The organism is Sphingomonas degradans (assembly GCF_053502645.1).
In genome coordinates, this window is the sequence record NZ_CP177172.1 from 641,018 (window position 1) to 664,968 (window position 23,951).

General features: G+C 66.5%; 17 protein-coding genes. 13 read left to right on the forward strand and 4 right to left on the reverse strand.

What is annotated here, in order from left to right:
- Window positions 1-18: 18 nt before the first annotated feature.
- Window positions 19-498, reverse strand: a complete 480-nt coding sequence (locus ACG3SL_RS03075; RefSeq protein ID WP_448663672.1) for a hypothetical protein — start codon at window positions 496-498, stop codon at window positions 19-21.
- A 402-nt stretch (window positions 499-900) separates the two neighbouring features.
- Window positions 901-1,773 (reverse strand): toxic anion resistance protein, encoded by an 873-nt coding sequence (locus ACG3SL_RS03080; RefSeq protein WP_448663673.1) that lies wholly within the window; start codon window positions 1,771-1,773, stop codon window positions 901-903.
- A 145-nt stretch (window positions 1,774-1,918) separates the two neighbouring features.
- Between ACG3SL_RS03080 and ACG3SL_RS03085 the strand changes: the two genes are divergently transcribed.
- From ACG3SL_RS03085 to ACG3SL_RS03105, 5 genes are all read left to right on the forward strand, one after another.
- Window positions 1,919-2,461, forward strand: coding sequence for an RNA polymerase sigma factor (locus ACG3SL_RS03085; protein ID WP_448663674.1), 543 nt, complete (start codon window positions 1,919-1,921; stop codon window positions 2,459-2,461).
- Window positions 2,461-3,420, forward strand: coding sequence for a FecR family protein (locus tag ACG3SL_RS03090; protein WP_448663675.1), 960 nt, complete (start codon window positions 2,461-2,463; stop codon window positions 3,418-3,420). Before ACG3SL_RS03085 ends, ACG3SL_RS03090 begins: the two co-directional genes overlap by 1 nt.
- A gap of 119 nt (window positions 3,421-3,539) precedes the next feature.
- Entirely contained in the window at window positions 3,540-6,752 is a 3,213-nt protein-coding gene (locus ACG3SL_RS03095) for a TonB-dependent receptor (protein ID WP_448663676.1), read from the forward strand.
- A gap of 11 nt (window positions 6,753-6,763) precedes the next feature.
- The gene (locus ACG3SL_RS03100) at window positions 6,764-8,035 is read left to right on the forward strand and encodes a fibronectin type III domain-containing protein (protein WP_448663677.1); all 1,272 of its coding nucleotides are present in this window, start codon (window positions 6,764-6,766) and stop codon (window positions 8,033-8,035) included.
- Window positions 8,035-9,015 (forward strand): hypothetical protein, encoded by a 981-nt coding sequence (locus ACG3SL_RS03105; protein ID WP_448663678.1) that lies wholly within the window; start codon window positions 8,035-8,037, stop codon window positions 9,013-9,015. The genes ACG3SL_RS03100 and ACG3SL_RS03105 overlap by 1 nt, the downstream gene beginning before the upstream one ends.
- Here the strand turns inward: ACG3SL_RS03105 and ACG3SL_RS03110 are convergent.
- A complete protein-coding gene (locus ACG3SL_RS03110; RefSeq protein WP_448663679.1) occupies window positions 8,985-9,239 on the reverse strand; it encodes a hypothetical protein in 255 nt (84 codons plus the stop codon). The genes ACG3SL_RS03105 and ACG3SL_RS03110 overlap by 31 nt on opposite strands.
- A gap of 180 nt (window positions 9,240-9,419) precedes the next feature.
- Between ACG3SL_RS03110 and ACG3SL_RS03115 the strand changes: the two genes are divergently transcribed.
- From ACG3SL_RS03115 to ACG3SL_RS03140, 6 genes are all read left to right on the forward strand, one after another.
- Window positions 9,420-11,729, forward strand: coding sequence for a TonB-dependent receptor (locus tag ACG3SL_RS03115; protein WP_448663680.1), 2,310 nt, complete (start codon window positions 9,420-9,422; stop codon window positions 11,727-11,729).
- A gap of 1 nt (window position 11,730) precedes the next feature.
- Window positions 11,731-13,050: a spinster family MFS transporter gene (locus tag ACG3SL_RS03120; RefSeq protein ID WP_448663681.1), complete on the forward strand. Its 1,320-nt coding sequence runs from the start codon at window positions 11,731-11,733 to the stop codon at window positions 13,048-13,050.
- A complete protein-coding gene (locus ACG3SL_RS03125) occupies window positions 13,047-14,675 on the forward strand; it encodes a carboxylesterase/lipase family protein (RefSeq protein WP_448663682.1) in 1,629 nt (542 codons plus the stop codon). Before ACG3SL_RS03120 ends, ACG3SL_RS03125 begins: the two co-directional genes overlap by 4 nt.
- A complete protein-coding gene (locus ACG3SL_RS03130; protein WP_448663683.1) occupies window positions 14,672-16,255 on the forward strand; it encodes an AMP-binding protein in 1,584 nt (527 codons plus the stop codon). The genes ACG3SL_RS03125 and ACG3SL_RS03130 overlap by 4 nt, the downstream gene beginning before the upstream one ends.
- Window positions 16,256-16,347: 92 nt before the next feature.
- Window positions 16,348-16,965: a TetR/AcrR family transcriptional regulator gene (locus ACG3SL_RS03135; RefSeq protein WP_448663684.1), complete on the forward strand. Its 618-nt coding sequence runs from the start codon at window positions 16,348-16,350 to the stop codon at window positions 16,963-16,965.
- Between the two features lie 73 nt (window positions 16,966-17,038).
- Window positions 17,039-17,935, forward strand: coding sequence for an SDR family NAD(P)-dependent oxidoreductase (locus ACG3SL_RS03140; RefSeq protein ID WP_448663685.1), 897 nt, complete (start codon window positions 17,039-17,041; stop codon window positions 17,933-17,935).
- Between the two features lie 22 nt (window positions 17,936-17,957).
- Here the strand turns inward: ACG3SL_RS03140 and ACG3SL_RS03145 are convergent, their stop codons facing one another.
- The gene (locus ACG3SL_RS03145; protein WP_448663686.1) at window positions 17,958-18,779 is read right to left on the reverse strand and encodes an IclR family transcriptional regulator domain-containing protein; all 822 of its coding nucleotides are present in this window, start codon (window positions 18,777-18,779) and stop codon (window positions 17,958-17,960) included.
- A gap of 322 nt (window positions 18,780-19,101) precedes the next feature.
- Between ACG3SL_RS03145 and ACG3SL_RS03150 the strand changes: the two genes are divergently transcribed.
- Window positions 19,102-20,826: a hypothetical protein gene (locus ACG3SL_RS03150; protein WP_448663687.1), complete on the forward strand. Its 1,725-nt coding sequence runs from the start codon at window positions 19,102-19,104 to the stop codon at window positions 20,824-20,826.
- Between the two features lie 58 nt (window positions 20,827-20,884).
- A complete protein-coding gene (locus ACG3SL_RS03155; protein WP_448663688.1) occupies window positions 20,885-23,929 on the forward strand; it encodes a TonB-dependent receptor domain-containing protein in 3,045 nt (1,014 codons plus the stop codon).
- Window positions 23,930-23,951: the final 22 nt, after the last annotated feature.

Below are 23,951 nucleotides of genomic sequence, written 5' to 3' on the forward strand. Positions count from 1 at the left end.
CGGCTGGGGTGGGGCGGATCAGCCCAGCGGATCGTCCTTGCCATAGCGGTGCTCGATGAAGCGCAGATTGTCGGCGAAACTGTCCAGGTCTTCCTGCGCCAGCGAGCGAGACAGCGTCTCCAGCCGGGCGACCATCTTTTCGAACCCCTGGTTCAGATTGTAGCTGGCGGAGCGCCCGGTCTGGCGGAATATCTCGGCGCGGTGCGAGGCCGGGATTTCGGCGTAGCTTTCGATCAGGCGGGGCAGGTGGGTGTCGCGCATCTGGCGCACTTCGGTCAGCGCCGAGACCAGCAGCGCATCGTCGCGCGTCCGCGCCTCGATATCGGCGATCAGCGCGAGCAGCCGCGCGACGGTGGGGCGCGATGCGTCGGGCAGGCGCGGGTCGTCGGCGCTGAGCGTCGGCGCGCTGGGGGTTGCCGGCGGTTCCGGCGCGGGCCGCTCCGGTCCGCCGAGCCATCCCGCCAATCTGTCCAGAAATCCGACCAACCGACGTCCCATGCCAATGCCTGTCCGGCGCTACGAATAGAACAGGGATAGGGCCGCGCGCTAGGTTTTATCGACATTCAGCAGAGGCTGCGCCTCCGCCGCGTATCCTCCCCCGCAAGGGCCTCCCCCCGCAAGGGTAGGGCCATCGCGTATGTGCTGAAATCCCCCTCACCCTTCCGCCGCTTTGCGGCTCCCTCCCTCTCCCACAAGGGGAGAGGGAGCATGGCGCCGTCTCTCCCTCTCCCCTTGTGGGAGAGGAGTACCGGGTGGACAGCGCCCCGCGCTGTCCAGGCCATGCCGGGGGCATGGCCGACCCGATACTGGGCCCGCCGCCGAAGGCGGTGGGAAGGGTGAGGGGGACCCTATGCGATGGCCCTGACCGCGAGGGGGAGCATAGTCAGATGCCAATCGGCGCTAGAGGGGAGTGAGGCCGTGCCGCCCGCCGCTTTCCGCCGCGTCGATCGCGCGGCGGGCCTGGGCGATGGCGTCTTCCATCGCGCGCTGGACGTCGCGGCGCCCGCCGGCGTCCTGGGCGGCGTCGGTGGTGCGCGCCAGTGCCTCGGCCTGTTCCGCCAGCGCGCGGCTGCCCGCCACTGCCTGCCGCGCCGCCAGCGCGGTGCGGAGTGCCGCGACGCTGGTGTCGCGCGCGCGGCCCAGCGCCTGCGCCAGCGCGTCCTGCCCCTCCGCGATGACGCCCAGCGTCATCAGCCCCTGTTGCGTCACCGCCGCCTGGGTAAGGATGTCCTGCTCGCGCGCCAGCAGTCGCTCGGCCACCGTCTCGCGAAAGAAACGGGCGCGGTCGGGGCGGTCGACGGCAAGCTCGCGCGCCGCCGCCTCCGCCGCCGCAGCACAGGCATGGACCAGCCCGCGCGCCGCCTCCAGCGCATCGGCCGCGCCCTCTAGCTTGCGCAGATCGGTGTCGAGCGTGATGCGCGCGCGGGCGATGGCGTCGCGTTCGTGGTCGAGGTTCTGGATCAGCGTCTCGATCGCCGCATCGGGCGCCTCCTGCGGGCGCGGGCGGCGGGCGAAGAACGAGCGGGCGGGGCGTGGCGCGTCGAGGCTGCGGGCCAGCGCCTGCAGCGTGTCCAGGCTCTGCTGCGCGCCCTGCGTCGCCGCCACTCCGCGCGCCAGCCGCGCGCTGGCGTCGGCAGCCTCGGCAATCGCGCGGCGCCCCAGCGCGTCCACCGCCGCCGCCACGTCGCCCTCCGGCGCACCGATCCATTGGCGCAGCAATGCGCGGGCATCGGCGCGAAAATCACGGGCCGGTGCGGTCGGGGTGTCGGGCAAGCCAAGGGTCCTTCGGGTCGGCGGGAGCGCCGGGCGCTACAGGATAGGCGAGGCGCGGCGATAGGGAAATGCGGCATCGCCCATCGCGAAACTGTCACGCGGCGCCGCTAACCGCCCGGGCTTCCGAGGGGGCACAGGGGGGCGCGTGCTGTCATCAACACAGGCTTCGCATGGGCCGCCGCCCGGCGACGCGCACGCATCGGACTGGGACGCGATCCACGCGGCGGTGCTGCGCTATGGATTGCGCCGCAGCGGTCGCCGCGATCTGGCCGACGACATTGCGCAGGAGACCGTGGCCCGGCTGGTCTCGCTCAGCGAGACGCAACAGATTGCCAGCATCTATGCGCTCGCCTTTCGCATCGCCGATAATCTGCTGGTCGATTTCCACCGGCGCGAGCGGCGGCTGTCCGAATCGCTCGATGCGGAATGGTCCAGCGACGAGCCCTCGGTCGATCGCGTCCTCGATTCGCGCCGCGCGATCGCGGTGCTCGATCGCTGCCTGCGCCGGATGCCCCCGCTGCGCCGCGAAGTGATGATCCGCCGCCGGTTGAACCAGGAAAGCTGCCGGGCCATTGGCGAGTCGCTGTCGATCAGCCCCAAGGCGGTCGAAAAGCATATCACGCGCGGCATGATCGACCTGCGCCGCGCGCTGGAGCATGCGGGCGTCGATCTGATGGGACAGGATTGATGGGGGGCGACACGCAGGACATCGATGGGCAGGCGGCACGCTGGGTCGATCGTATGCGCCAGCCCGTGGTGGATGCGGAATCGGCTGGCGAGTTCGATCGCTGGATCGCCCGCGACTCGCGCCACATCGATGCCTATGCGCGGCTGAGCGCGCTGTGGCAGTCGGACGGGCTGGAGTCTGCGCTGCGATCGGTCGCAGCCACGCCGATGCCGAGCAATGACGATGAGGCGACGCAGCCCGAACGGCGCGCCGTCGCGTGGCGGCGTATCCTGGGGGCGGGCGCGGCGGCATTGTGCCTCGCCATCGGCGGGGTGCTGGGCACTGGCGTGCTGGTCGAGGAAGCGGCCTTCGCCACGCCGCGCGGCGCGACGCGGCTGGTCGCGCTGTCGGACGGATCGACGATCCGGATGAACGGCGCCACGCGGATCGCCGTGCGGATGACGCCCTGGTCGCGGCAGGTGACGCTGGAGCAGGGCGAGGCGTTTTTCGACGTCGCGCATGAGCGGCTGCGCGGCTTTGGCGTCGATGCGGGCGGCGCGCGCGTCTCGGTGCTCGGCACGGCGTTCGACGTGGATCGGATGGACCAGCAGACCCGCGTGGTACAGGTCTATCGCGGGCTGGTGAGCGTCGATGCCGGGGCGGGCCGCCAGTGGCGCCTGCCGGCGGGCAGCGGGCTGGAAGTCGCCGGGGACCGCGTGCGCAGCCTGCGCGCCGGTGCCGGGCGTCCGGGCTGGATCGACGGCTGGTACGAAGCGAACGACACGCCGGTGTGGCAGCTGGTCGAACGGCTCAACCGCGCCGCGCCGCGCCCGATCCGGCTGGCCGATCCGGCGCTGGGCGAATTGATGGTGACGGGCCGGTTCCAGACCGATCGGCCTGCCGCCGTGCTGGAGGCAATTGCCGCGATCCACGACCTGCACTGGCGGCAGGGGGCGGACGGGTATCTGCTGTCGCGTTGATTGATGTCACGCAACTGTCACCATTAACACGCGGATTTGTAACAACAAATTTTTGTCGGGTTTTGGAACCCAACGCCGTCTGGCCCCCGAACCAGATCACAACCGGGGGTTGCTTTCACATGTTACGACGTACCACGCCTGCCGCTTCGGCACTGGCGATTGCGCTTGCTTCGCTCGGCGCCGGCCCGGCGCTTGCCCGCACGGTGCCGGCTGCCGGCGCGCGCGCCTATGCCTTTGCCATTCCGGCGCAGGATCTTGCCCGCGCGCTCCAGGAATATTCGCGCGTCACCGGCATTGCCGTCGCGGCCTCGCCCGAGGCGCTGCGCGGGCGCCGCAGCCAGGCGGTGACCGGCACGCTGTCGGCGGAGCAGGCACTCGCCCGCATCGTCGAGGGTGCGAACGTCGCCACGCAGCGGCGCGGCGGCACGATCATTGTCAAGCCGCTGGCCGCCAAGGCGCCGGTTGCCCAGCGCCGCCCGGCCCCGCAGCCCGCCGCCCGCCCGCAAGTGCAGGCGCAGACCGCGCCGGCGCCCGAGCCGCGCAGCGAGGACGAGATCGTCGTCACCGGCTATTTCGGCGCCGTCGAGCGCGCGCTGGACATCAAGCGCGACAATCGCGGCGTGTCCGACACGGTGCTGGCCGACGACATGGGCAAGCTGCCCGCCAACAACGTGTCCGAAGCACTGGCGCGGCTGCCCGGCGTCAATGCCGTGCGCGATTCCACCACGGGTGAGGGCGACCGCATCACCGTGCGCGGGCTTTCGACCGAGCTGAACAACTACTCGGTCAACGGCGTGCGGCTGGGCGGCGCCGGATCGCGCGACAACAACTTCTATCGCGGCGTCCGGCTGAGCGTGCTGCCGCCCGACGGGATCAAGCAGATCACCGTGTACAAGACGCTGACCCCGGATCGCGACGGCGATGCGCTCGGCGGCTCGATCGACATCTCGACGCCGACCGCGTTCGACCAGACGCCCACCTATTTCCGCCTGTCGGCCGAAGGCGGGATGCTCGACAAATACGACCATCGCAAATCGGGCCAGGTCTCCGGCGCCGCCTCGCACCAGTTCGGCGAGAAATTCGGCATCTATGTCTCCGCCAACTGGAGCCGCCGCAAATCGCAGTTCGAGCAGAACGGCGTCGATGGCGATAACCAGCCCGACACCTGGTACAGCGACAGCGAGACGCTGGGCTGGGACCCCAATCGCTTCGTGATGCGCGGCATGGACCTCGCCTTCGGCGAAACCGATGTCCAGCGCTGGGGCGGCAACACCAGCATCGACTTTCATTCCGACGCGCACGAGCTGCACCTGCGCGGGCAATATGCCCGGTATCAGAAGAAGGAGTTCAAGAACCGGCTGAACTTCCGCAACGACACCGGCAAGAACTCGACCCGGCTGACGCAGGTCAACGTCAACGACACGTCGCTGGCACAGCCCGACGCCGCCATCACCGGCTATGACGCGAAGCTGGGCCGCATCTACAGCTACACGACCAGCCAGATCGTCGATCGCGACAAGGACGGGCGGATCACCGACGCGGATCGCTCGGGCAAGTCGTTCTACAGCCTGAACGGCGGATCGGGCCGCTGGGACCCGCAGGGCTTTCGCCTGCGCCGTTTCTGGGAAGCGGAAAACGAAACCGGCAATCTCGCCTCCGCCAACGCCGGCGGCGTCTCGCGCTTCGGCACGGTCACCGTGGACTATGACGTGTCCTATTCGCGGTCCGAGGACAATCTCGACGACGGCTACACCATGGAGTTCCGCAGCGACAAATATGGCTGGATGGGGAACAAGGGCGTGCTGTTCAGCAGCGCGGACGATTCGCGCTTTCCCAAATGGCTGCTCAACCCCGCCGGGCTGGCGGCCGTGCAGGACCCCGCGCAATATGCGTTCAGCAGCCTGGAAGGCGAAATCGGCGGCAGCGGCGAGAAGCTGTGGCAGGGCCAGCTCAATGTCGAATGGAAGCCGGAGGGCAGCTGGCTGGAATCGGTGAAGGCGGGCGGCAAATTCTATGACTCGCACCGTTCGACCTATTCGGGGTCGTTCCTCCAGCTCCAGGCGACGGGCACGCTGGCCGACTTCTCGGGCTTTTACGGCACGGAAGTGACCAGCCTGTTCGGCGGCACCTACAGCGGCGACTATCGCCTCGGCACGACGATCGACAATGCCAAGATGCTCGCCGAACTCCAGCGCGCGGAGCGGGGCGAGAGCACGGTGTTCAAGGGCTATGCCGTCGATCCGTCGAACGCCGAAATCTCGAACGAAGACAGCTTCAAGTTCAACGAGCGCGTCCTCTCCGGCTATGCGATGGCGACGGCGACCTTCGGCCCCGCCACGGTCATCACCGGCGTGCGCGTGGAGGCGACGCGCAACACGATCGACGCCTATAACCTCGATCCGGTGCAGGGCGCGCGCTTCAGCACCGATCGGTCGAGCTTCACCAACGTGCTGCCGTCGGTGCACCTCAATATCGACCTCGACCGCGAGACCAAGCTGCGCACCGTGCTGTGGACCAGCTTTGCCCGGCCCGACATCGCGCGGATGAGCTCGGCGCGCGAATATGCCTACGACACCGATCCCGACGGCAATGGCAAGGACAACCCAACGTCCGAATGGGTGCTGATCGGCATCCAGCAGGGCAACCCGAACCTGAAGCCGATGCGCTCGCTCAACCTCGACGTGTCGCTGGAACGCTATGCGGGCAATACCGGCGCCTATTCGGTCGCGGCCTATTACAAGCGCATCACCAACTTCCTGTTCCGCTCCTCGTCCAGCAACATCCGCAACGGCACGCTGGGCGAAAACACCGACCCCGCCGGCGTCGCGATCTCGATGCCGAACAACGGCAAGTCGGCGGAAGTCTATGGCGTCGAGTTCAGCGCGCAGCAGCGGCTGCACTGGCTGCCCGGCATCCTCGGCGCGCTCGGCATCGGCGGAAACCTGACGCTCCAGCGGTCAAAGGCGGTGACGGGGCTGTCCTGGCACCCGGCGGGCTATGAACTGCCGCTGATGGAGACGCCGGAGACGATCGCCAACCTCCAGCTCTTCTGGGAGCGCAAGGGCTGGGAAATCTATGGCGCGTGGAACTATCAGTCGAAATTCATGGGCGGGATCAACGATTTCGGCAACAACCCCTATGAACAGGCCTATAGCTTCGTCGACCTGACCTTCCGCAAGACCTTCGCCAAGAAATCGTCGGTCCAGTTCCAGGTCCAGAACCTGTTCGACGCGCACACCTATTGGGAAACGGTATCGTCGGGGCAGGGCGCCAGCCGCGCCTATATCAAGAATGGCCGGAGCATGACGCTCGGCTTCAACCTCATCTTCTGAAAGGGCCGACGATGCACCCCTTGACCCACGGCCTCGCCGCCGCCCTGATCCTCGCCGTGCCCCTGTCCGCTCCGGCGGCGGGGGCGCAGGAGGCGCCTGTCGTGCTGCCGCCCGCCAGCGTCCAGCCCGAACGCATCATCCTGAGCCTCACCGCCGACCCGACGACCGAGATGGCCGTCACCTGGCGCTCGGTGCCGGGCGTGACCGGGCAGGTGCAGGTCGCGAAGGCGACGGCGAACCCGGACTTCATCAAGACCGCCGTTACCGTCCCCGCACGCACCGACGACGCCACGCTGGCGGTGCGTGAGAACCCCACGTTCCACGCCGCCTATCATTCGGCGGTGCTGAAGGGGCTGGAGCCGAACACCGTCTATGCCTATCGCGTCGGCGACGGGACGCACTGGTCCGAATGGCTCCAGTTCCACACCGCGGCGAAGACCCATGCGCCCTTCCGCTTCATTTACATGGGCGACATGCAGAACAACATCCTGTCCGAAGCGTCGCGCACGCTGCGCATGGCGTTTCGCACCGCCGGCGATGCGGCGTTCGTGATCCATGCGGGCGATCTGGTGAACCGGCACGACAGCGACGTCGAATGGGGCGAATGGTTCGCCTCGGGCGGGTTCGTCTATGCGCAGACGCCGCAGATGCCGACGCCCGGCAACCATGAATATGTGAAGGACGAGAGCGCCCGCGCCGGTTCGTCGATCAACGGCCAGTGGCGCCGCCAGTTCACGCTGCCCGCCAACGGCCCAGCCGCGCTGCCTGAAACGCGCGAGACGACCTGGTCGACCGACTATCAGGGCCTGCGCCTGATCTCGATCGATTCGATGCAGCTCGACCGCGACGAGAAGGCGCGCGCGATGATCGTGCAGTGGCTGGAGGAGCGGCTGGCGCACAATCCCAATCGCTGGACGGTGCTGTTCCTGCACTTCCCGCTCTTCTCCAGCGAGCCGGGGCGCGACAATCCCAGGGTGCGCGCGGCGCTCAAGCCGCTGATCGACAAATACCATGTCGATCTGGTCCTGCAGGGGCATGACCATGGTTATGCGCGCGGCGCGATCGGGCCGAAGGGGCCTTCCGCCGACGATCACGGCACCACCTATGCCGTGTCGGTCGCGGGGCCGAAGATGTACGATGTCGGCAGCCTGCCCTGGGCGAAGAAGTCCGCGTCGCGGACCCAGGCCTATCAGGTCATCGACGTGACGCCGAAGCGCCTGACCTATCGCGCCTATACCGCGACCGGCGAAGCGCTCGACGCCGTGACGCTGGACAAGCGCTGATGCTGGGTGCCGGCCGTCGCGCGCTGCTGCTGCTCGCCAGCGCCATCGCCTGTCCGGCCGGCGCCACGCCGCCCGCCGACACCGAACAATGGGTGGTGGCGGAGCGGCTGTTCTTCCCCGGCGACGCGGCTTCGGCGGCGCGGGGTCAGGGTATGACCACGGATGGCGTGTCCTGGTATTTCTCGGGCACGCGCTCGCTGGAAGTGACCGACGCCCGCTTTGCCACGCGCCGCATTCGCCGCCATGCGATCGTGCGGAAGCTGTGGCGGCCCTCGCCGCTGTCGCCGATCGGGCTGAACCATATCGGCGACATCGATATTGCGGGCGGGCTGCTATATATCCCGCTCGATTCCAGTCATGTCGATCCCGCGACGGGCAAGCCCTATGCCCACCCGGCGGTGGCGCTCTACCGCGCGCGCGACCTGCGCTATACGGGCCGCGTCTATCCGCTGACGCCACCGGGGGGCACCGACGATGTCGCGAGCTGGGTGGCGGTGGATGCGGCCGCCGGGCGCGCATATGCCATGGCGTACGACCATGCGACTGCGCTGGCGGAATATGATCTGCGCGATTTCACCTTCCGCCGGTACATCCCGCTGTCGCGCCCGGTCGATCAGGCGCAGGGCGGCAAGATCCTGGACGGGTGGATCTATTTCGCGACCGATGCCGACGACAAGGCACTGATGCGCGCCCATCTGGCGACCGGGGCGGTCGAGACGGTGGGAGCGCTCCGGTCGGGCGGAGACCAGGAAATCGAAGGGCTGTCGTTCCGGCACACCGAAGCAGGGCCGGTTCTGTACGTCCTGAGCCGCGAGGCGCGCACGCCGACGGGCGGCGAGGGCGGCATTGCCCTGTATCGGCTGCTGCGTCGCCCGAGCGGCGCGGCGCCAGCGACGCCGCCCGAAGTACCCCCGGCGACGTACACGATGCCGCGCCCGACTTCCCACGCTCAGCCTTCTACTCGCCTGAAGGCGCGATAGAGCAGTTCGCCATTCCCCGTCGTCACGAATGCCGCCGAGGACAGATGCCGGATGGCGCAGCTCTTTGCGCGCTCCTCGATGTTCGCGTCATCGACGATCGCTGTGAGCAGATCGATGAGATCGACCGGTCCGGGATCGATTTGCGCGGTATTTGCCTTAAAGCGCGCCGGCGTGCCGAACTGCTGGCGGCTTTCGGGATCGCGCGGCGATCGCCTGAGTTTCAATAGAGGGAGTGACGGTGGCGCAGGACATGGACATGCATTGACGCACTGAGGCCAATGCCCATGCCGGCCATTCAAAGATGTTCACACGCGCGATAGTGAACATTGACACCCGCCAGACTCCGGCGCACAATCTCGCACGATACCGACGCCGCGCGCGATCGGTACGCTGGGAGAGAGAGCATGCGGGCAATAGCTTTCGCGTCGGTGTGTGCCGTCGCAACCATGGCGGGCGCGAGCCCCGTCGCAGCGCAGACGGCGGACACGCCGGCGCAGACCGACCCCACCGCTGACCAGGATCATGGCAACGACATCGTCGTTACCGCGACGCGGCGGGAGGAGCGCATCCAGGACGTGCCGTTGAGCATCACGGCGTTCCAGCAGGAAGAACTGACGCGCAAGGGCATTGTCGGTTTCGAAGGGATCGCACGCGAAACGCCGGGCGTCGTGCTCAATCGGCCGACGCAGAACTTCAACAATTTCACTGCGCGCGGCATCGCCACCAACGGCTACAACGCCAATCTCCAAAGCTCGGTCGCGGTCTATATCGACGAGCTTCCCGTCTCGACGATCGGCAACACCACGGTGGTGGATCCTAACCTGTTCGACGTAGAACGGGTCGAATTCCTGCGCGGTCCGCAGGGCACGCTGTTCGGATCGGGTTCGCTCTCCGGGGCGATGCGCATCCTGACCAAGAGCCCGAACCTCACCAGCTTCGATGCCTCGGCGCTGGCGGATCTGGGGCTCACCGGGTCCGACTCGCTGCGGCAACGCTATAATCTGATGCTCAACGTGCCGCTGGTGAACGATCGGCTGGCGGTGCGCGGGGTCGGCTTTTACCGGCACGAGCAAGGCTATCTGGACAATGTCGGGACCGGGGTTCGCAATTCGAACACGCTGGTCGACTGGGGCGGGCGCGTGATCGCGTTGTGGAAGCCGAACGACCGGCTCTCGGTGCGGCTGCTCGGCTCCTATGAGGATAGCGACCCCAAGGATTCGTCGCTGACCAGCCCGTCGCTGGGGCGCGAGAAGCGCATTTCGGACCAGCCCGACCGGTTCACCGGCAAGCAGACGGTGCTCAATGCCACGCTGGAATATGCGTTCGATTTCGCCAAGCTGACCAGTTCGTCGACCTATTCCAAGTTCGATCAGCGCTTCTGGCTCGATCTTGCGGGCACGTTCCCGAAACAGGCGATCTATCCGGGGGCACCGATCGCGTTCGGGCTGGATGCGAACGGTTATGACAAGGTGTTCGTTCAGGAAGCGCGGCTGGCGTCCACGCTCGACGGTCCGCTCCAGTTCGTGGTCGGCGGCTTCTATATGCATCGCCGCCGCGACGTCGATTATTTCTACCGCTCGTCGCTCGCCTTCCTCGCCGCGCGTCGGCTCACCGGGCTGCCGGACCAGTACTACCAGAAGCAATATACCCACCAGATCAACGAGGAACTGGCGGGGTTCGGCGAGCTGACCTACCGCTTCTCTAACAAATTCTGGGTCACCGGCGGCATGCGCTATGGCCGCATATCGGCGCAGGGATTCACCGAGGCGGGCGGGTATCTGGCGACTGCGTTCGGGCAGAATTACTTCACTTATGCGCTGCTCGGCATCCCGGTGAATTTCAACACCTTCACGCCCTATGCGGCGGTGGCCGGGGTCAAGGCGACCGGATCGAAGCCGTCGTGGAAGGGCAGCGTCACGTACAAGCCCGACGAGGCGCTGACGACCTATGCGACTTTCTCCACCGGCTTCCGCGCGCCGATCGTCAATGCGTTCGCCGGCCGCCCCAGCTTGGTCGATCCCACCGACATCGTCATTCCCGCCGGCGCCTCGTCGGACGATCTGAAGAGCTACGAACTCGGCGCCAAGGCGCGGTTCCTGAACGGCCTAGTGACGATCAACGTCGCCGCCTATCTGATCGACTGGAGCAACATCCAGGCGCAGGCCAACCGGGTTTCGGATTCGGTGCAGTTCGCCACCAATATCGGCGCCGCGCGCAGCAAGGGTGTCGAGCTGGAGATGGGCGTGGTGCCGGCCAAGCAGGTCTTCATCGGCCTGAACGCCGCCTATAACGATGCCAAGATCACCAAGCTGAGCGCGGCCGAGGCGGCGATCTCCGGCGCGGTGCTCGGGCACCGGCTGTCGGGCCCGCGGCTGCAGGGCGCGTTGTTCCTTTCCTATGGCATGGATCTGGGCAAGGACGTGAAGGGCAGCTTCGCGGTGAACGCCCAATATGTCGGGTCATACAACAGCTCGTTCCCCAACACGCCGGGCCTGCCCAATGTGCGGCTCTCGACGTTTGGGGAAACCGATGAATATGTGAACACCAATATCAGTTTCGGCGTGAAGCGGCGGGCCTGGTCGGCGCAGCTCTATGTGGAGAATGTGTTCGACGATCACTCGGTCGTCTACATCCATCCCGAAGCATTTCTGGTGAGCCGCTTCGGCACGTTGCGCCCCCGCACGGTCGGTATCCGCCTCGGCTATGGGATCTGAGGTGGGCCCGGCTTCGGACAGCCCCGTCCCGCCAGCGGGCAGGACGCGTGCCCACACACCACGACCGCGGCTGGTCCTGGCGGCGCTGACCTTCGTCTATGTTCTGAACTTCCTCGACCGGCAGCTGATCGGCATCCTCGCCAAGCCGATCCAGGATGCGTTGCAGGTAAGCGACGGCCAGCTGGGGCTGATCGGCGGGCTGTATTTCGCGATGTTCTATTGCTTCATCGCGATCCCGGTCGGCTGGCTGGCGGACCGCAGCAACCGCGTGACGGTGTTGTCGCTCGCCTGCGCGGTGTGGAGCGGGGCGACGGTCGCCTGCGGTCTTGCCGGGAATTACGGGCAATTGGTCGCGGCCCGGATGCTGGTCGGTTTCGGAGAGGCGGGGGGTGTGCCGCCTTCCTACGCGATCCTCACCGACACCTATCCGCCGGGCCGCCGCGCCGGCGCGCTCGGCATCTACAATCTTGGGCCGGCGATCGGCGCCGCGATCGGCGTGGCGTTCGGTGCCGCGATCGCCGAACGGTTCGATTGGCGCACGCCCTTTCTCCTCATCGGCGGCGTGGGGATCGTCACGGCGGTGCTGGTCCGCCTGCTGCTGCGCGAGCCCGAGCGCGGCGCGACCGATCCGGTGCGCACCGCTATGCCACAGGGCAAGGCACCGTTCTGGGCGACGCTGCGCATGTTCTTCACGAACCCGGTGCTGATGCTGGCGGCGCTGGGCAGCGGCGCGACGCAGTTCGTCACTTATGGCCTGGGCAATTTCGCGGTGCTGTTCCTGATGCGCGACAAGGGCATGACACTCGGCGAGGTGGCCGTCTGGTACGCGCTGGTGCTGGCGATCGGCATGGGTGGCGGCATGGTGCTTTCGGGGCGCGTGGTGGATCGGATGACGCGCAGGTCGCGTGCGGGATACGCCGTCGCGCCGGCGGCGTCCCTCGCGGTCGCAATGCCGTTCTACATCGCCTTTCTGTGGGCGCCGGGCTGGCCGCTGGCGCTGCTGCTGCTCGGCGTGGTCATGGTGTTCAACTATTTCTACCTCAGCGCCTCGGTCGCGCTGGTGCAGGAGGAAGTGCAGCCCAACCAGCGCGTGCTGTCCGGCGCGCTGCTGCTGCTGGTGATGAACTTCATCGGCCTGGGGCTCGGGCCCACCTGGGTCGGCTTCGCCAGCGACTGGTTCAAGGCGCTGGGGCAGCCGCACCATCTCCAGGCGGCGCTGTTCACGCTCACGCCCTTCTATGTCGTCGCGATCGCACTGTTCCTGTGGCTCGCGCGGCTGTTGCGCGGTTCCCATTCCCATCCTGGCGGGAGGCCTGCATGAAACACGTCCACTGGGTCGCGCTTGCGGCCGCGCTGCTTGCCGCATCCTCCGCCCGGGCGCAGGGCCCGACTGTCGAGGCGCCTGCGGGTGTGGTGCAGGGAAGTCTGGAGAAGGGGCTGCACGTGTTTCGCGGAGTGCCCTATGCCCAGCCGCCGGTCGGGGCGATGCGCTGGCGGCCGCCCGGCGAGCTGCCGGCGTGGCAGGGGGTGCGAAAGGCGACGGCGTTCGGCCCGGCCTGCGTCCAGCCGCGCCCGCAGACCGCCGGCATCTACACCGATCCGCCCGAGCGGATGGACGAGGACTGCCTGACGCTCAACATATGGGCGCCGCGCACTGCCGCCAAGCTGCCGGTGGTGGTGTGGATCCATGGCGGCGCGCTGGTGTCCGGCTATGGCCATGCGGCGATGTACGACGGCGCGCGCATGGCGGGGCGCGGCGTGCTGGTGGTCTCGATCAACTACCGGCTGGGCATTCTCGGCTATCTCGCGCACCCGGCACTGAGCGCGGAATCGGGTGAGGGGATTTCGGGCAATTATGGCCTGCTCGATCAGATCGCGGCGCTCCGCTGGGTGAAGCGCAACATCGCCGCGTTTGGCGGCGATCCCGCCAACGTGACGATCGCGGGCGAATCCGCCGGTGGCCTCAGCGTGATGTACCTGATGGCCAGCCCCGCAGCGCGGGGGCTGTTCCATAGGGCGATCGCGCAGAGCGCCTATATGATCTCCGCCCCCGAACTGAAGGCGGCGCGGTTCGGCACCCCATCGGCCGAAGCGGCGGGAAGCCAGATCCAGCAGGCGCTGGGCGCATCGGACCTCGCCGCCCTGCGCGCGATGGATGCGGAGATGCTCACCGCCCAAGCGGCTGCCAAGGGCTATGGCCCCTGGGGCACCGTAGACGGCACGCTGCTGCCGCGCCAGCTCGTCGAAACCTGGGATCGGGGCGAGCAGGCGCCGGTGCCCTTGATCGCCGGGTTCAACGCCGGCGAGATCCGCTCGCTCCGCGTCCTGCTGCCGCCTGCGCCGGCGAACGCGGCTGCCTATGCGGCCATCATCCGCAGCCGCTATGGCGACCTGGCCGAGCCGTTCCTGCAACTCTATCCGCCCGGGACGATCGGCGAGAGCATGCTCGCCGCGACCCGCGACGCACTCTATGGCTGGACGTCGACGCGGCTGGCGATCGGCCAGACGGCGATCGGCCAGCGCGGCTATCTCTATCTCTTCGACCACGGCTATCCCGCAGCCGACGAGAACGGTCTGCACGCCTTTCACGCGTCCGAAATCCCCTATGTGTTCGGCACGGCCGGGCAGACGCCGCCGCTCTGGCCCAAGGTGCCCGATACGCTGGCAGAGCGGCGGATGTCGGACGCGATGCTGGGCTATTGGACCTCGTTCGCTAAGACCGGCGTGCCGGTCGCCAGGGGACAACCCGATTGGCTGCCCTATGGCAAGGAGGCCAACTACATGGCGTTTGCGCAGGTGCCGCGGGCGGCTACCAGGCTCTTCCCAGGCATGTTCGCGCTGCACGAGGCGAGCGTATGCCGCCGCCGCGCCGCGGGCGACCAGCCGTGGAACTGGAATACCGGCGTGCTTTCACCCGCGCTGCCCAAGGTCGCAGGGTGCCGATGATCGACGGAAGCATGCAGGATTTCGCGCTCACGCTCGACACGTTCCTGAACCACGCCGCCAAATGGCATCCGCATGCCGAAGTGGTGACGGCGACGGCGGGCGGCACTGTCGATCGCATCGGCTATGCCGCGCTCCGCGATCGCGCGCTTCGCATTTCCTCGGCGCTTGCCGAGCACGGCGTGGCCCTTGGCGACCGGGTGGCGACGCTGGCGTGGAACAGCCAGGCGCATGTCGAGACCTGGTATGCGGTGATGGGGATGGGGGCGGTGTGCCACACGCTCAATCCCCGCCTGACCGCCGAACAGCTTGCAGCGATGGTCGTCCAATCGGGTGCGCGGCTGCTGGTTGCCAGCGCGGACCTGTTGCCGCTTGCGCGCCGCATCGCGGCATTGGCGCCGATCGAGCGGATCTGGGTGATCGACGGCGCTGTCGACGCGCCGGTGGGCGAGGGGCCGCCCGTCGCCCCGCTCGCGCCGATGCTGGAGCGCGCGGCGCGCGATATCGCCTGGGGCGGGTTCGCCGAAACCGCGCCTTCGGGCCTGTGCTTCACCTCCGGCACCACCGGCGCGCCGAAGGGCGTGACCTATACGCATCGATCGAGCTTCCTCCACACGCTGCGGTTGCTGCAGGTGGATGGGATGGCGATCTCCGGCCGGGACACGGTGCTGGCTGTGGTGCCGATGTTTCACGCCAATGCCTGGGGGCTGCCGTTCGCGGTGCCGGCGGCGGGGGGCAAGCTGGTGCTGCCGGGGCGCTGGAACGATGGCGCCAGCCTGGCGCGGCTGATCGCCGCCGAGCAGGTGACGGTGGGCGTTGGCGTGCCCACGCTGTGGCTCGGCCTGGTCGAGCATCTGGACGCCACCGGCGGCGCATTGCCGTCGCTCGAGCGGATCATCGTCGGCGGCGCGCCGCTCGCCCCCGCACTGATGGCGCGGATCGAGGCGCGGCTGGGGGTCGAGGTGCAGACCAGCTGGGGCATGACCGAGCTTTCGCCCTCGGGAACCGTTGCCGTGCCCCGCAATCCGGCGCGCGCCGCCGCGCTCTCGGGCAAGCCGGCGATCGGCGTCGATTTGCTGCTCACTGACGCGGACGGCCGCCCCTTGCCGAAACAGCGCGGCGAGGAGGGGCATCTGCGCGTGCGCGGCGCGGCGGTGATTGCCCGCTATTTCGGGCAGGAGGAGTCCGCGCTCGACGCCGACGGATGGTTTGCGACCGGCGACCTCGCGCGCATCGATGATGCCGGCAATCTTCAGATCACCGGCCGGGCAAAGGATCTGATCAAATCGGGCGGCGAATGGATCAACCCGGCCGAGATCGAGGCGGTGGTCGGCGCGCTGCCCCAGGTTTCGCTGGCGGCGGTGATCGGGCGGCCCGACGCCAAATGGGGCGAACGGCCGGTGCTGCTGGTGGAGATGCGCGGCGATCAGGAGGCGAGCGACGAGGCACTGCTGGGCGCGCTCAAGGGCAGGGTGGCGTCGTGGTGGATCCCCGACGCGGTGGTCCGGCTTGCCGCCATGCCGCTGGCGCCGACCGGCAAGATCGACAAGGTCCGCCTGCGCGCGGAATTCGGCATGGCTTGACGCCCGCGCACACAGGCTGGAGAGACATTCGCGTGCAAGAGAATGTCAAAGCCCCCCGTCGTTCCAAGAAAGCGGAACAGCGCGCCGAAACGATGGAGCAGATCCTCGATGCGGCCGAATATCTCTTCTCGAAACATGGCCTGTACGGTGTCACGCTGAAGGATGTCGCCAAGCGCGTCGGCGTCCACCACACGCTGCTCAACTATTATTTCGAGGACAAGGCCAAGCTGTTCCACGCGGTGTTCGCCCGCCGCGCCGCCGTCACCAGCGAGCGGCGGATGCTGGCGCTGGACCGCTACGAAGCCGAATGCGGCGGAAAGCCCAGCGTCGAGGGGGCATTGCGCGCCTTTCTGGATACCGATCTCGATTTGTATATCGAGGGCGGCGAGGCGTGGAAAAACTATGCCGCGCTGGGTGCCCAGGTCGCCAACACGCCGGAATGGGGTGCCGAACTGATGGACGAGCATTTCGATCCCGTGGTGCTGCGCCTGATCGGCCTGCTCAAGCAGGCGCTGCCCGATTGCGCCGAGGAAAACATCTTCTGGGGCTATCACTTCGTCACCGGCGCGCTGATGCTCACGCTGGCGCGGACCGGGCGGATCGACAAGCTGTCGAACGGGCTGTGCAAGTCCGACGATTTCGTGGCGGTGAAGGAGCGAATGGCGTCGTTCATGGCCGCCGGCTTCCTGGAAATATGCAACCGCGCCTAAACCAGTTCATTCGCTCTCTTGTTAGTGAATGAATGCTGCGCTAGCATCGGCCCAACAGGAGAGGGGTCGATCGATGAATCTTGCGGATCGGGTCGCAATCGTCACGGGTGCCGGCGGCGGACTGGGGCGTGCGCATGCGCTGTATCTGGCGCGGCAGGGCGCCAGGCTCGTCGTCAACGATGTTTCGGAACAGAATGCCGCTCGGGTCGCGGCGGAGATCGAGGCGGCGGGAGGCCAGGCAATAGCCGTCGCCGCCTCGGTTACTGAGGAGCCGGCTATCGCGGCGATGGTGGATTCGGTGCTCGCCCGCTGGGGCCGGGTCGACATCCTGGTGAACAACGCCGGGATTTTGCGCGACAAGAGCTTCGCGAAGATGACGATGGACGACTTCCGGCTGGTGGTGGAGGTGCACCTGATGGGGGCCGCCATCTGCTCAAAGGCGGTGTGGGAGCCGATGCGGGCGCAGCGCCACGGCCGGATCGTGATGACCACCTCGTCGTCCGGGCTGTACGGCAATTTCGGGCAGGCGAATTACGGCGCCGCCAAAATGGCGCTGGTCGGGCTGATGCAGACCTTGGCCATTGAGGGTGAGAAATACGGCATTCGCGTCAATGCGCTGGCGCCCACGGCGGCGACCCAGATGACGCATGGCGTTCTTTCCGACGAGAGCCTGCGCCTGCTCGATCCCGCGCTGGTAAGTCCGGGGCTGCTCGCGCTGGTCGGCGACGATGCGCCTACGCGCGCAATCCTCTGCGCGGGCGCCGGCCATTTTGCCGCCGCGCATGTCACGCTGACCCAGGGTATTCAGGTTGGCGGCGGGGACGCTGCCGGCCCGGAAGTCGTCCGGAACTGGGCCGGTGTTACGCGTCGCGACGGCGAATGCGTCCCGGCCTATGGCTTCCTGCAAGCCGAGCGCGAGGTGGAAGCGGCCAGCGATATGCGGGACCGCACCACGGCGATCGCGCTCTGATCGCGCGCGACCGCAGCCCCGGTCAGCCCAGAAAGCCCTGGTTGATCCGGCTCGCCGCCTTCAGCAATTCGGGGACGAGCTGCTGCTCCATGTCCTTCACGCTGAAGCGCACCGACGGGCAACAGGCGTTCAGCGCGGCGATCACGCGCTGCCTGGCGTCGCGGATCGGCACCGATAGCGACCGGACGCCCAGTTCGAGTTCCTCGTCGACCAGCGAATAGCCGCAGCGCCGCGTCTCCAGGATCGCCTCGCGCAGTTGCGCCTTCGACGTCACGGTGCGCGCCGTGTGCTGGGTGAGATCGACTCGGTCGAGATAGCGCTCCAGCGCCTCGTCGCTCTCGCCGGCCAGCAGCACCCGGCCGGTGGACGCGGCATAGGCGGGCAGGCGATTGCCGATATTGATGCTGACCGACATCACCCGATCGGGAGTCGACCGCGCCAGATACGTCACGTCGTCGCCCGTCAGCACCGCCGTGAAAATCGATTCCTGCGTGCGTTGGGTAAGCTCGTTCATGATCGGCTGGACCACTTCGAGAATGCCGACCGACGACAGCGCGGAATAGCCCAGCTGCAACACCTTGGGCCGCAGCGAGAAGATGCGGTCGTTCTTCTCGGCATAGCCCTCGCGCACCAGTGTCAGCAGCAGGCGCCGGGTCGTCGCGCGCGACATGTTCACCGACTTGGCGACTTCGCTCAGCGTCATGCGCGGCGTGAAGCGCGTGAAGGCGCAGATCACGTCGAGGCCCCGGGCCAGCGACGCCACATAGTCGCGGTCGCTATCGTCGGGCTCCTGCCCGTCGCTTTCGATCGGCGCCGGATATTCCAGAATGTCGGAATCTTCCACGTTTCAGTCCTCTTCGCCGCAAACGGCGCGTCTGTATCCCGTCGGAGAGTCGGGTGCATTGCGAATCCTGGTCCTGTAGCGCCCCGATATGTTCGCCAGGCGAACGCCGGACGAGTCGAACCCAGCCCGCGACTCTACGCGACTGTGGCCAAAAATCCTCAGAAATCGGTATCTGCCGTAGAATTCCGGAGAGGCGTCGGTTCACCGGCAGAACATTCGTGCGCTATCCGTTCAAAAGCTATTGACAGACGGCGTAACCAAAATCACACATTTGTTCACGGTCAAAATCCGATAATGGGAGGCCGGAACAGGGGTAACGGACATGCGAAGGATTTTCGCGGTCGGTGTCGCGATGGCGGCGCTGACGCTGGGGACGCGTGCGCTTCACGCAGAGGAATTCCGGGTTCAACTGACGGCGCCGGTCGCCTCCACGCCCTATGAGGGCCGGCTGATCCTGATCCTCACCAAGGACGACAAGACCGAGCCCCGGTTCCAGGTCGGCCCCGCTTTCGACGCGCCGCAGATTTTCGGGTTGCAGGTCGAAAAGTTCGGCAAGGGACAGTTCCGCGTGATCGGCGCCACCGTGCCGGGGTATCCGGGACGCACCCTGGCCGATATCCCTGCGGGCACCTATACGGTGCAGGCCGTTCTCCACAAATATGACAGCTTCACGCTGTCCAACGGCAAGACCGTCAAGCTACCCGCCGCGCGCGGCGCCGGGCAGAACTGGCGCAAGGAACCGGGCAACATCATCAGCAAGCCGATGAAGGTCAATTTCGACCCGAAGCGGGCAGGGGCGATCACGATCGCGCTCACCGATATCCTGCCGCCGGTGGTGGAGCCCAAGGACAGCGAATATATCCGCCACTTCAAGTTCAAGTCGGACCGGCTGTCCAAATTCTGGGGGCGCGACGTTTTCCTGAACGGCCATGTCCTGGTGCCGAAGGATTTCGACAAGCATCCGGAGGCGAAATATCCACTCGCGATTTTCCACGGCCATTTCCCCGACGATTTCGGCGGCTTCCGCACCACGCCGCCCGATCCGAACGTCAAATGCGTCCAAAGCGAGCGCTTCCGGAACGAGCCCTGCTATGCCCGCACCGAGCAGCAGGAAGCGTATGATTTCTATAAGAAATGGACGTCGCCCGATTTCCCCCGGATGCTGATCGTCGAGATCGACCACAGCAATCCCTATTACGACGACAGCTATGCCGTGAACTCGGCCAATCTCGGTCCGTATGGCGATGCGATCACCTATGATTTCATCCCTGCGCTCGAAAAGAAGTTCCGTGGGCTGGGCGAAGGCTGGTCGCGCTTCCTCTACGGCGGATCGACCGGCGGCTGGGAAGCGCTGGCGGTGCAGGTCTTCTATCCCGACGACTATAACGGCGCATTTGCGGCCTGCCCGGACCCAATCGATTTCCGCCAGACGATGGTCACCAACCTCTATGAGGACAAGAACGCCTATTGGCGCGAAGGGCCGTTCGGGCGCGTCGCCAAGCCCGGCAAGCGCGATTACCTCGGCCACCTTTCGTACACCGCCGAGGACGAGAATCGCTGGGAAGCGGTGCTTGGCGACAAGACGCGCTCGGGCGGCCAGTGGGACATCTGGGAAGCGGTCTATTCGCCGATGGGCGCGGACGGCTATCCGCAGCGGATCTGGGACAAGGCCACCGGCGTCATCGACAAGAAGGTCGCCGCCTATTGGCGCGAAAACTACGATCTTCGCTACATCATGGAGCGCGACTGGAAGACGCTGGGGCCCAAGCTCCAGGGGAAGATCCATATCTATGTCGGCGACATGGACAATTTCTACCTGAACAACGCCGTCTATCTGATGGAGGATTTCCTCAAGACGGCGAAGCCCGCCTATCAGGGCGAAGTCACCTATGGCGACCGTGACGAGCATTGCTGGAACGGCGATCCCAGCGTGCCCAATTCGGTCGGGCGGCTGCGCTACAACAGCATGTACGTGCCCAAGATCCTCAAGCGGATCGAGGCGGCGGCCCCGCCGGGCGCCGACCTGACGAGCTGGCGCTACCGCTGATCGCGGTCCGCGCTGCCACCAACAATCAAAGACATAAATCAAACGGGGAAGCTATATCATGATCCAACGACACGGAATGCGCGCGACATTGCTCGGTTCGGTCTTCGCGCTGGGTACGCTTTCGGCGCTGCCGGCGATGGCACAGGTCGCGCAGGACGCGCCGGTGGCCGAAGACGGCGAAGCCATCGTCGTCACTGGTTCGCGCATCAGCTCGGCCAATGTCGTCAGCGTCAGCCCGATCACGACGATTTCGTCCGAGGAATTCGCCCAGCGCGGCACGGTGCGCACCGAGGATCTGGTGAACCAGCTTCCCCAGGTGTTCGCGGCGCAGGGTGCCGCCAATTCGAACGAAGCGACCGGCACTGCCCAGGTCGATCTTCGCGGCCTCACCCCGTCGCGCACGCTGGTCCTCGTGAACGGTCGCCGGCTGCCCTATGGTTCGCCCAAGAACATCCCGTCGGATCTTAACCAGGTGCCGACGCCGCTGATCCAGTCGGTCGAAGTGCTCACCGGGGGCGCTTCCGCCGTCTATGGCTCGGACGCGATCGCCGGTGTCGTCAATTTCAAGCTGATGGACAATTTCAACGGCTTCCGCATGACGGGAAGCATCGGCGGCTATCAGCATAACAATGATCGCGGCGAACTGCGCGACTTGCTGGACAGCCGGAACGCGGCGGTGCCGGGCGCCTATCCGAAGCCCGATAGCAGCGTGTGGAATGGCTTCACCACCGAGATTTCGGCAGTCGCCGGCGGCAACCTGGCCGATGGCCGCGGCAACGTCACGGCCTATGCGACGTATCGCAAGGTCAACGCGATCCTCCAGGCCGATTATGACTACAGCGCCTGCGCACTGGGCACCACCGGCACCGGGGGCAACACCTATTCGTGCAGCGGATCGGGCACCAACGCGCCGGCCAACCTGACCAATGCGGGCGGAATCCCCGGGCTGCCGACGTCGTTCCGCGTTTCGGAAGGCCAGTTCGTCACGGGCACCCAGACCTATAATTTCGCGCCCTATAATTACTACCAGCGCCCCGACGAGCGCTATTCGTTCGGCGCGACGGCGCATTATGAAGTGAACGATCACTTCAAGCCCTATCTCGAACTGTCGTTCATGGACGATCGCTCGGTCGCGCAGATTGCTCCGGGTGTGAACAGCGCCGGCATCGCCATCAATTCCAATGGCATCAACGGCATCAATTGCGACAACCCGTTCCTGAGCGCGCAGCAGGCCAATTTCCTGTGCACCAGCCGCGGCCTTTCGACTGCCAGCACCTATGACGCGCAGGGCAATTATGCCGGCCCGGCATCGGTCGCGCAGGGCGTGCTCGTCGCGCGCCGCAACGTCGAGGGCGGCAATCGCCAGGACGACATCCAGCACCAGACCTATCGCGTCGTCGCGGGCACCAAGGGCTCGGTTTTCGGTCCGTTCAACTATGACCTGTACGGCATCTATTCGAAGGTGAGCTATCGCAGCCGCTTCTCGGGCGACGCCAATCGCCAGCGCACCGCCAATGCGTTCAACGCCGTGCGCAACTCGGCCGGGCAGATCGTCTGCGCGATCAACGCCGATGCCAACCCGAACAACAACGACGCCAATTGCGCCCCGCTCGACTATTTCGGCGCCTCGGCCAGCCAGGCCGCGACGGACTATGTCGCCGAAGTGAAGACCATCACCGGCGACACCAGCCTGATCAACGTCGTCGGCGTGATCGAGGGTAATCTGGCCACCTATGGCATCCAGTCGCCGTTCGCGACCAACGGCGTCGGCATCGCCTTCGGTCTGGAATATCGCAAGAACAGCGTCGATTACCAGCCGGACGAAGTCTATCAGGCGGCGGCCAGCCCCGAACTGCCGATCAGCGGTTCGACTGCGGCGAAAGAGTTCTTCGGCGAACTGATCGTGCCGCTGGTGGAGAGCCGCCCCTTCTTCGAGACGCTGTCGTTCGAAGGCGCCTATCGCTATTCGGACTATGACACGGGCTTCAAGACCGACACCTACAAGCTCGGGCTGAACTGGGCGCCGGTGCGCGACCTGCGTTTCCGTGGTTCGTACCAGCGCGCGGTGCGTGCGCCGAACGTGATCGAGCTGTTCTCGAGCCAGACGCTGTTCGAAGTCGAGCTGACCGAGAATGCCAACGGCTCGTACGATCCCTGCTCGGGCACCACCCCGATCGCCACGCTTGCGCAATGCGCGCGCACCGGCGTGACGGCGGCGCAATATGGCAACATCGTCGATAACCCGGCGGGCCAGTTCAACTCGCTGATCGGCGGCAACCCCGATCTCCAGCCCGAGACGGCGAAGACGCTGTCGCTGGGCGCGGTGTTCGAACCCAGCTTCGTGCGCGGGCTGACCATCTCGGTCGATTACTTCAACATCAAGGTCGAAAACCTGGTCGGCAGCGTGAACCCGAACCTGTCGCTGGCGAACTGCCTGTCGAGCGGGGATGCGTTCTTCTGCAACCAGATCCAGCGCAGCCCTGCGGGATCGCTGTGGCAGGGGGAGGCGGGGTATTTCCGCCGCTTCAACGTCAATACCGGCTCGCTCCAGACCAAGGGCGTAGACGTCGCGGTCGATTACCGCATGAACCTCGACGATCTCGGCATCGGCGGCGGACGGCTGAGCTTCAACCTCGCTGGCACCTATCTCGACTCGTACAAGACGGTGCCGCTGCCCAATTCGCCGAGCGCCGACGTGTATGAATGCGCGGGGCTCTATGCCGGGCTGTGCGGGCGTCCGCGTCCCGAATGGCGCCACAAGCTGACCACGACCTGGGCGCCGAGCAGCGCATTCAACCTGGCGCTGGGCTGGCGGTTCGTGTCGTCGGTCAAGATCGCGCAGACGAGCGATCAGCCCGCGCTCACCGGCAGCTATGCGGAACTCAACCGCCAACTCAACGCGCGCAGCTATTTCGATCTCTCGACGGCGTTCACGGTGCGCAAGGACTTCACGCTGCGCCTGGGCGTGAACAACATCCTGGACAAGGATCCCCCCCTCACCACGACCTCGGCGATCGAGGATGGCGGCAACGGCAACACCTACCCGCAGTTCTACGACGCGACCGGCCGCTATCTCTTCCTGAGCGCGTCGATCGGCTTCTGACTTGGTACTGCCCCCGGGGACG

What these genes read in the sequence shown, in the direction of transcription:
- ACG3SL_RS03100 (WP_448663677.1), top strand. Translation starts at nt 6,764, where the DNA reads ATGCACCCCTTGACCCACGGCCTCGCCGCCGCCCTGATCCTCGCCGTG.
- ACG3SL_RS03105 (WP_448663678.1), top strand. Translation starts at nt 8,035, where the DNA reads ATGCTGGGTGCCGGCCGTCGCGCGCTGCTGCTGCTCGCCAGCGCCATC.
- ACG3SL_RS03115 (WP_448663680.1), top strand. Translation starts at nt 9,420, where the DNA reads ATGCGGGCAATAGCTTTCGCGTCGGTGTGTGCCGTCGCAACCATGGCG.
- ACG3SL_RS03125 (WP_448663682.1), top strand. Translation starts at nt 13,047, where the DNA reads ATGAAACACGTCCACTGGGTCGCGCTTGCGGCCGCGCTGCTTGCCGCA.
- ACG3SL_RS03075 (WP_448663672.1), bottom strand. Translation starts at nt 498, where the DNA reads ATGGGACGTCGGTTGGTCGGATTTCTGGACAGATTGGCGGGATGGCTC.
- ACG3SL_RS03090 (WP_448663675.1), top strand. Translation starts at nt 2,461, where the DNA reads ATGGGGGGCGACACGCAGGACATCGATGGGCAGGCGGCACGCTGGGTC.
- ACG3SL_RS03140 (WP_448663685.1), top strand. Translation starts at nt 17,039, where the DNA reads ATGAATCTTGCGGATCGGGTCGCAATCGTCACGGGTGCCGGCGGCGGA.
- ACG3SL_RS03150 (WP_448663687.1), top strand. Translation starts at nt 19,102, where the DNA reads ATGCGAAGGATTTTCGCGGTCGGTGTCGCGATGGCGGCGCTGACGCTG.
- ACG3SL_RS03130 (WP_448663683.1), top strand. Translation starts at nt 14,672, where the DNA reads ATGATCGACGGAAGCATGCAGGATTTCGCGCTCACGCTCGACACGTTC.
- ACG3SL_RS03155 (WP_448663688.1), top strand. Translation starts at nt 20,885, where the DNA reads ATGATCCAACGACACGGAATGCGCGCGACATTGCTCGGTTCGGTCTTC.
- ACG3SL_RS03095 (WP_448663676.1), top strand. Translation starts at nt 3,540, where the DNA reads ATGTTACGACGTACCACGCCTGCCGCTTCGGCACTGGCGATTGCGCTT.
- ACG3SL_RS03135 (WP_448663684.1), top strand. Translation starts at nt 16,348, where the DNA reads ATGGAGCAGATCCTCGATGCGGCCGAATATCTCTTCTCGAAACATGGC.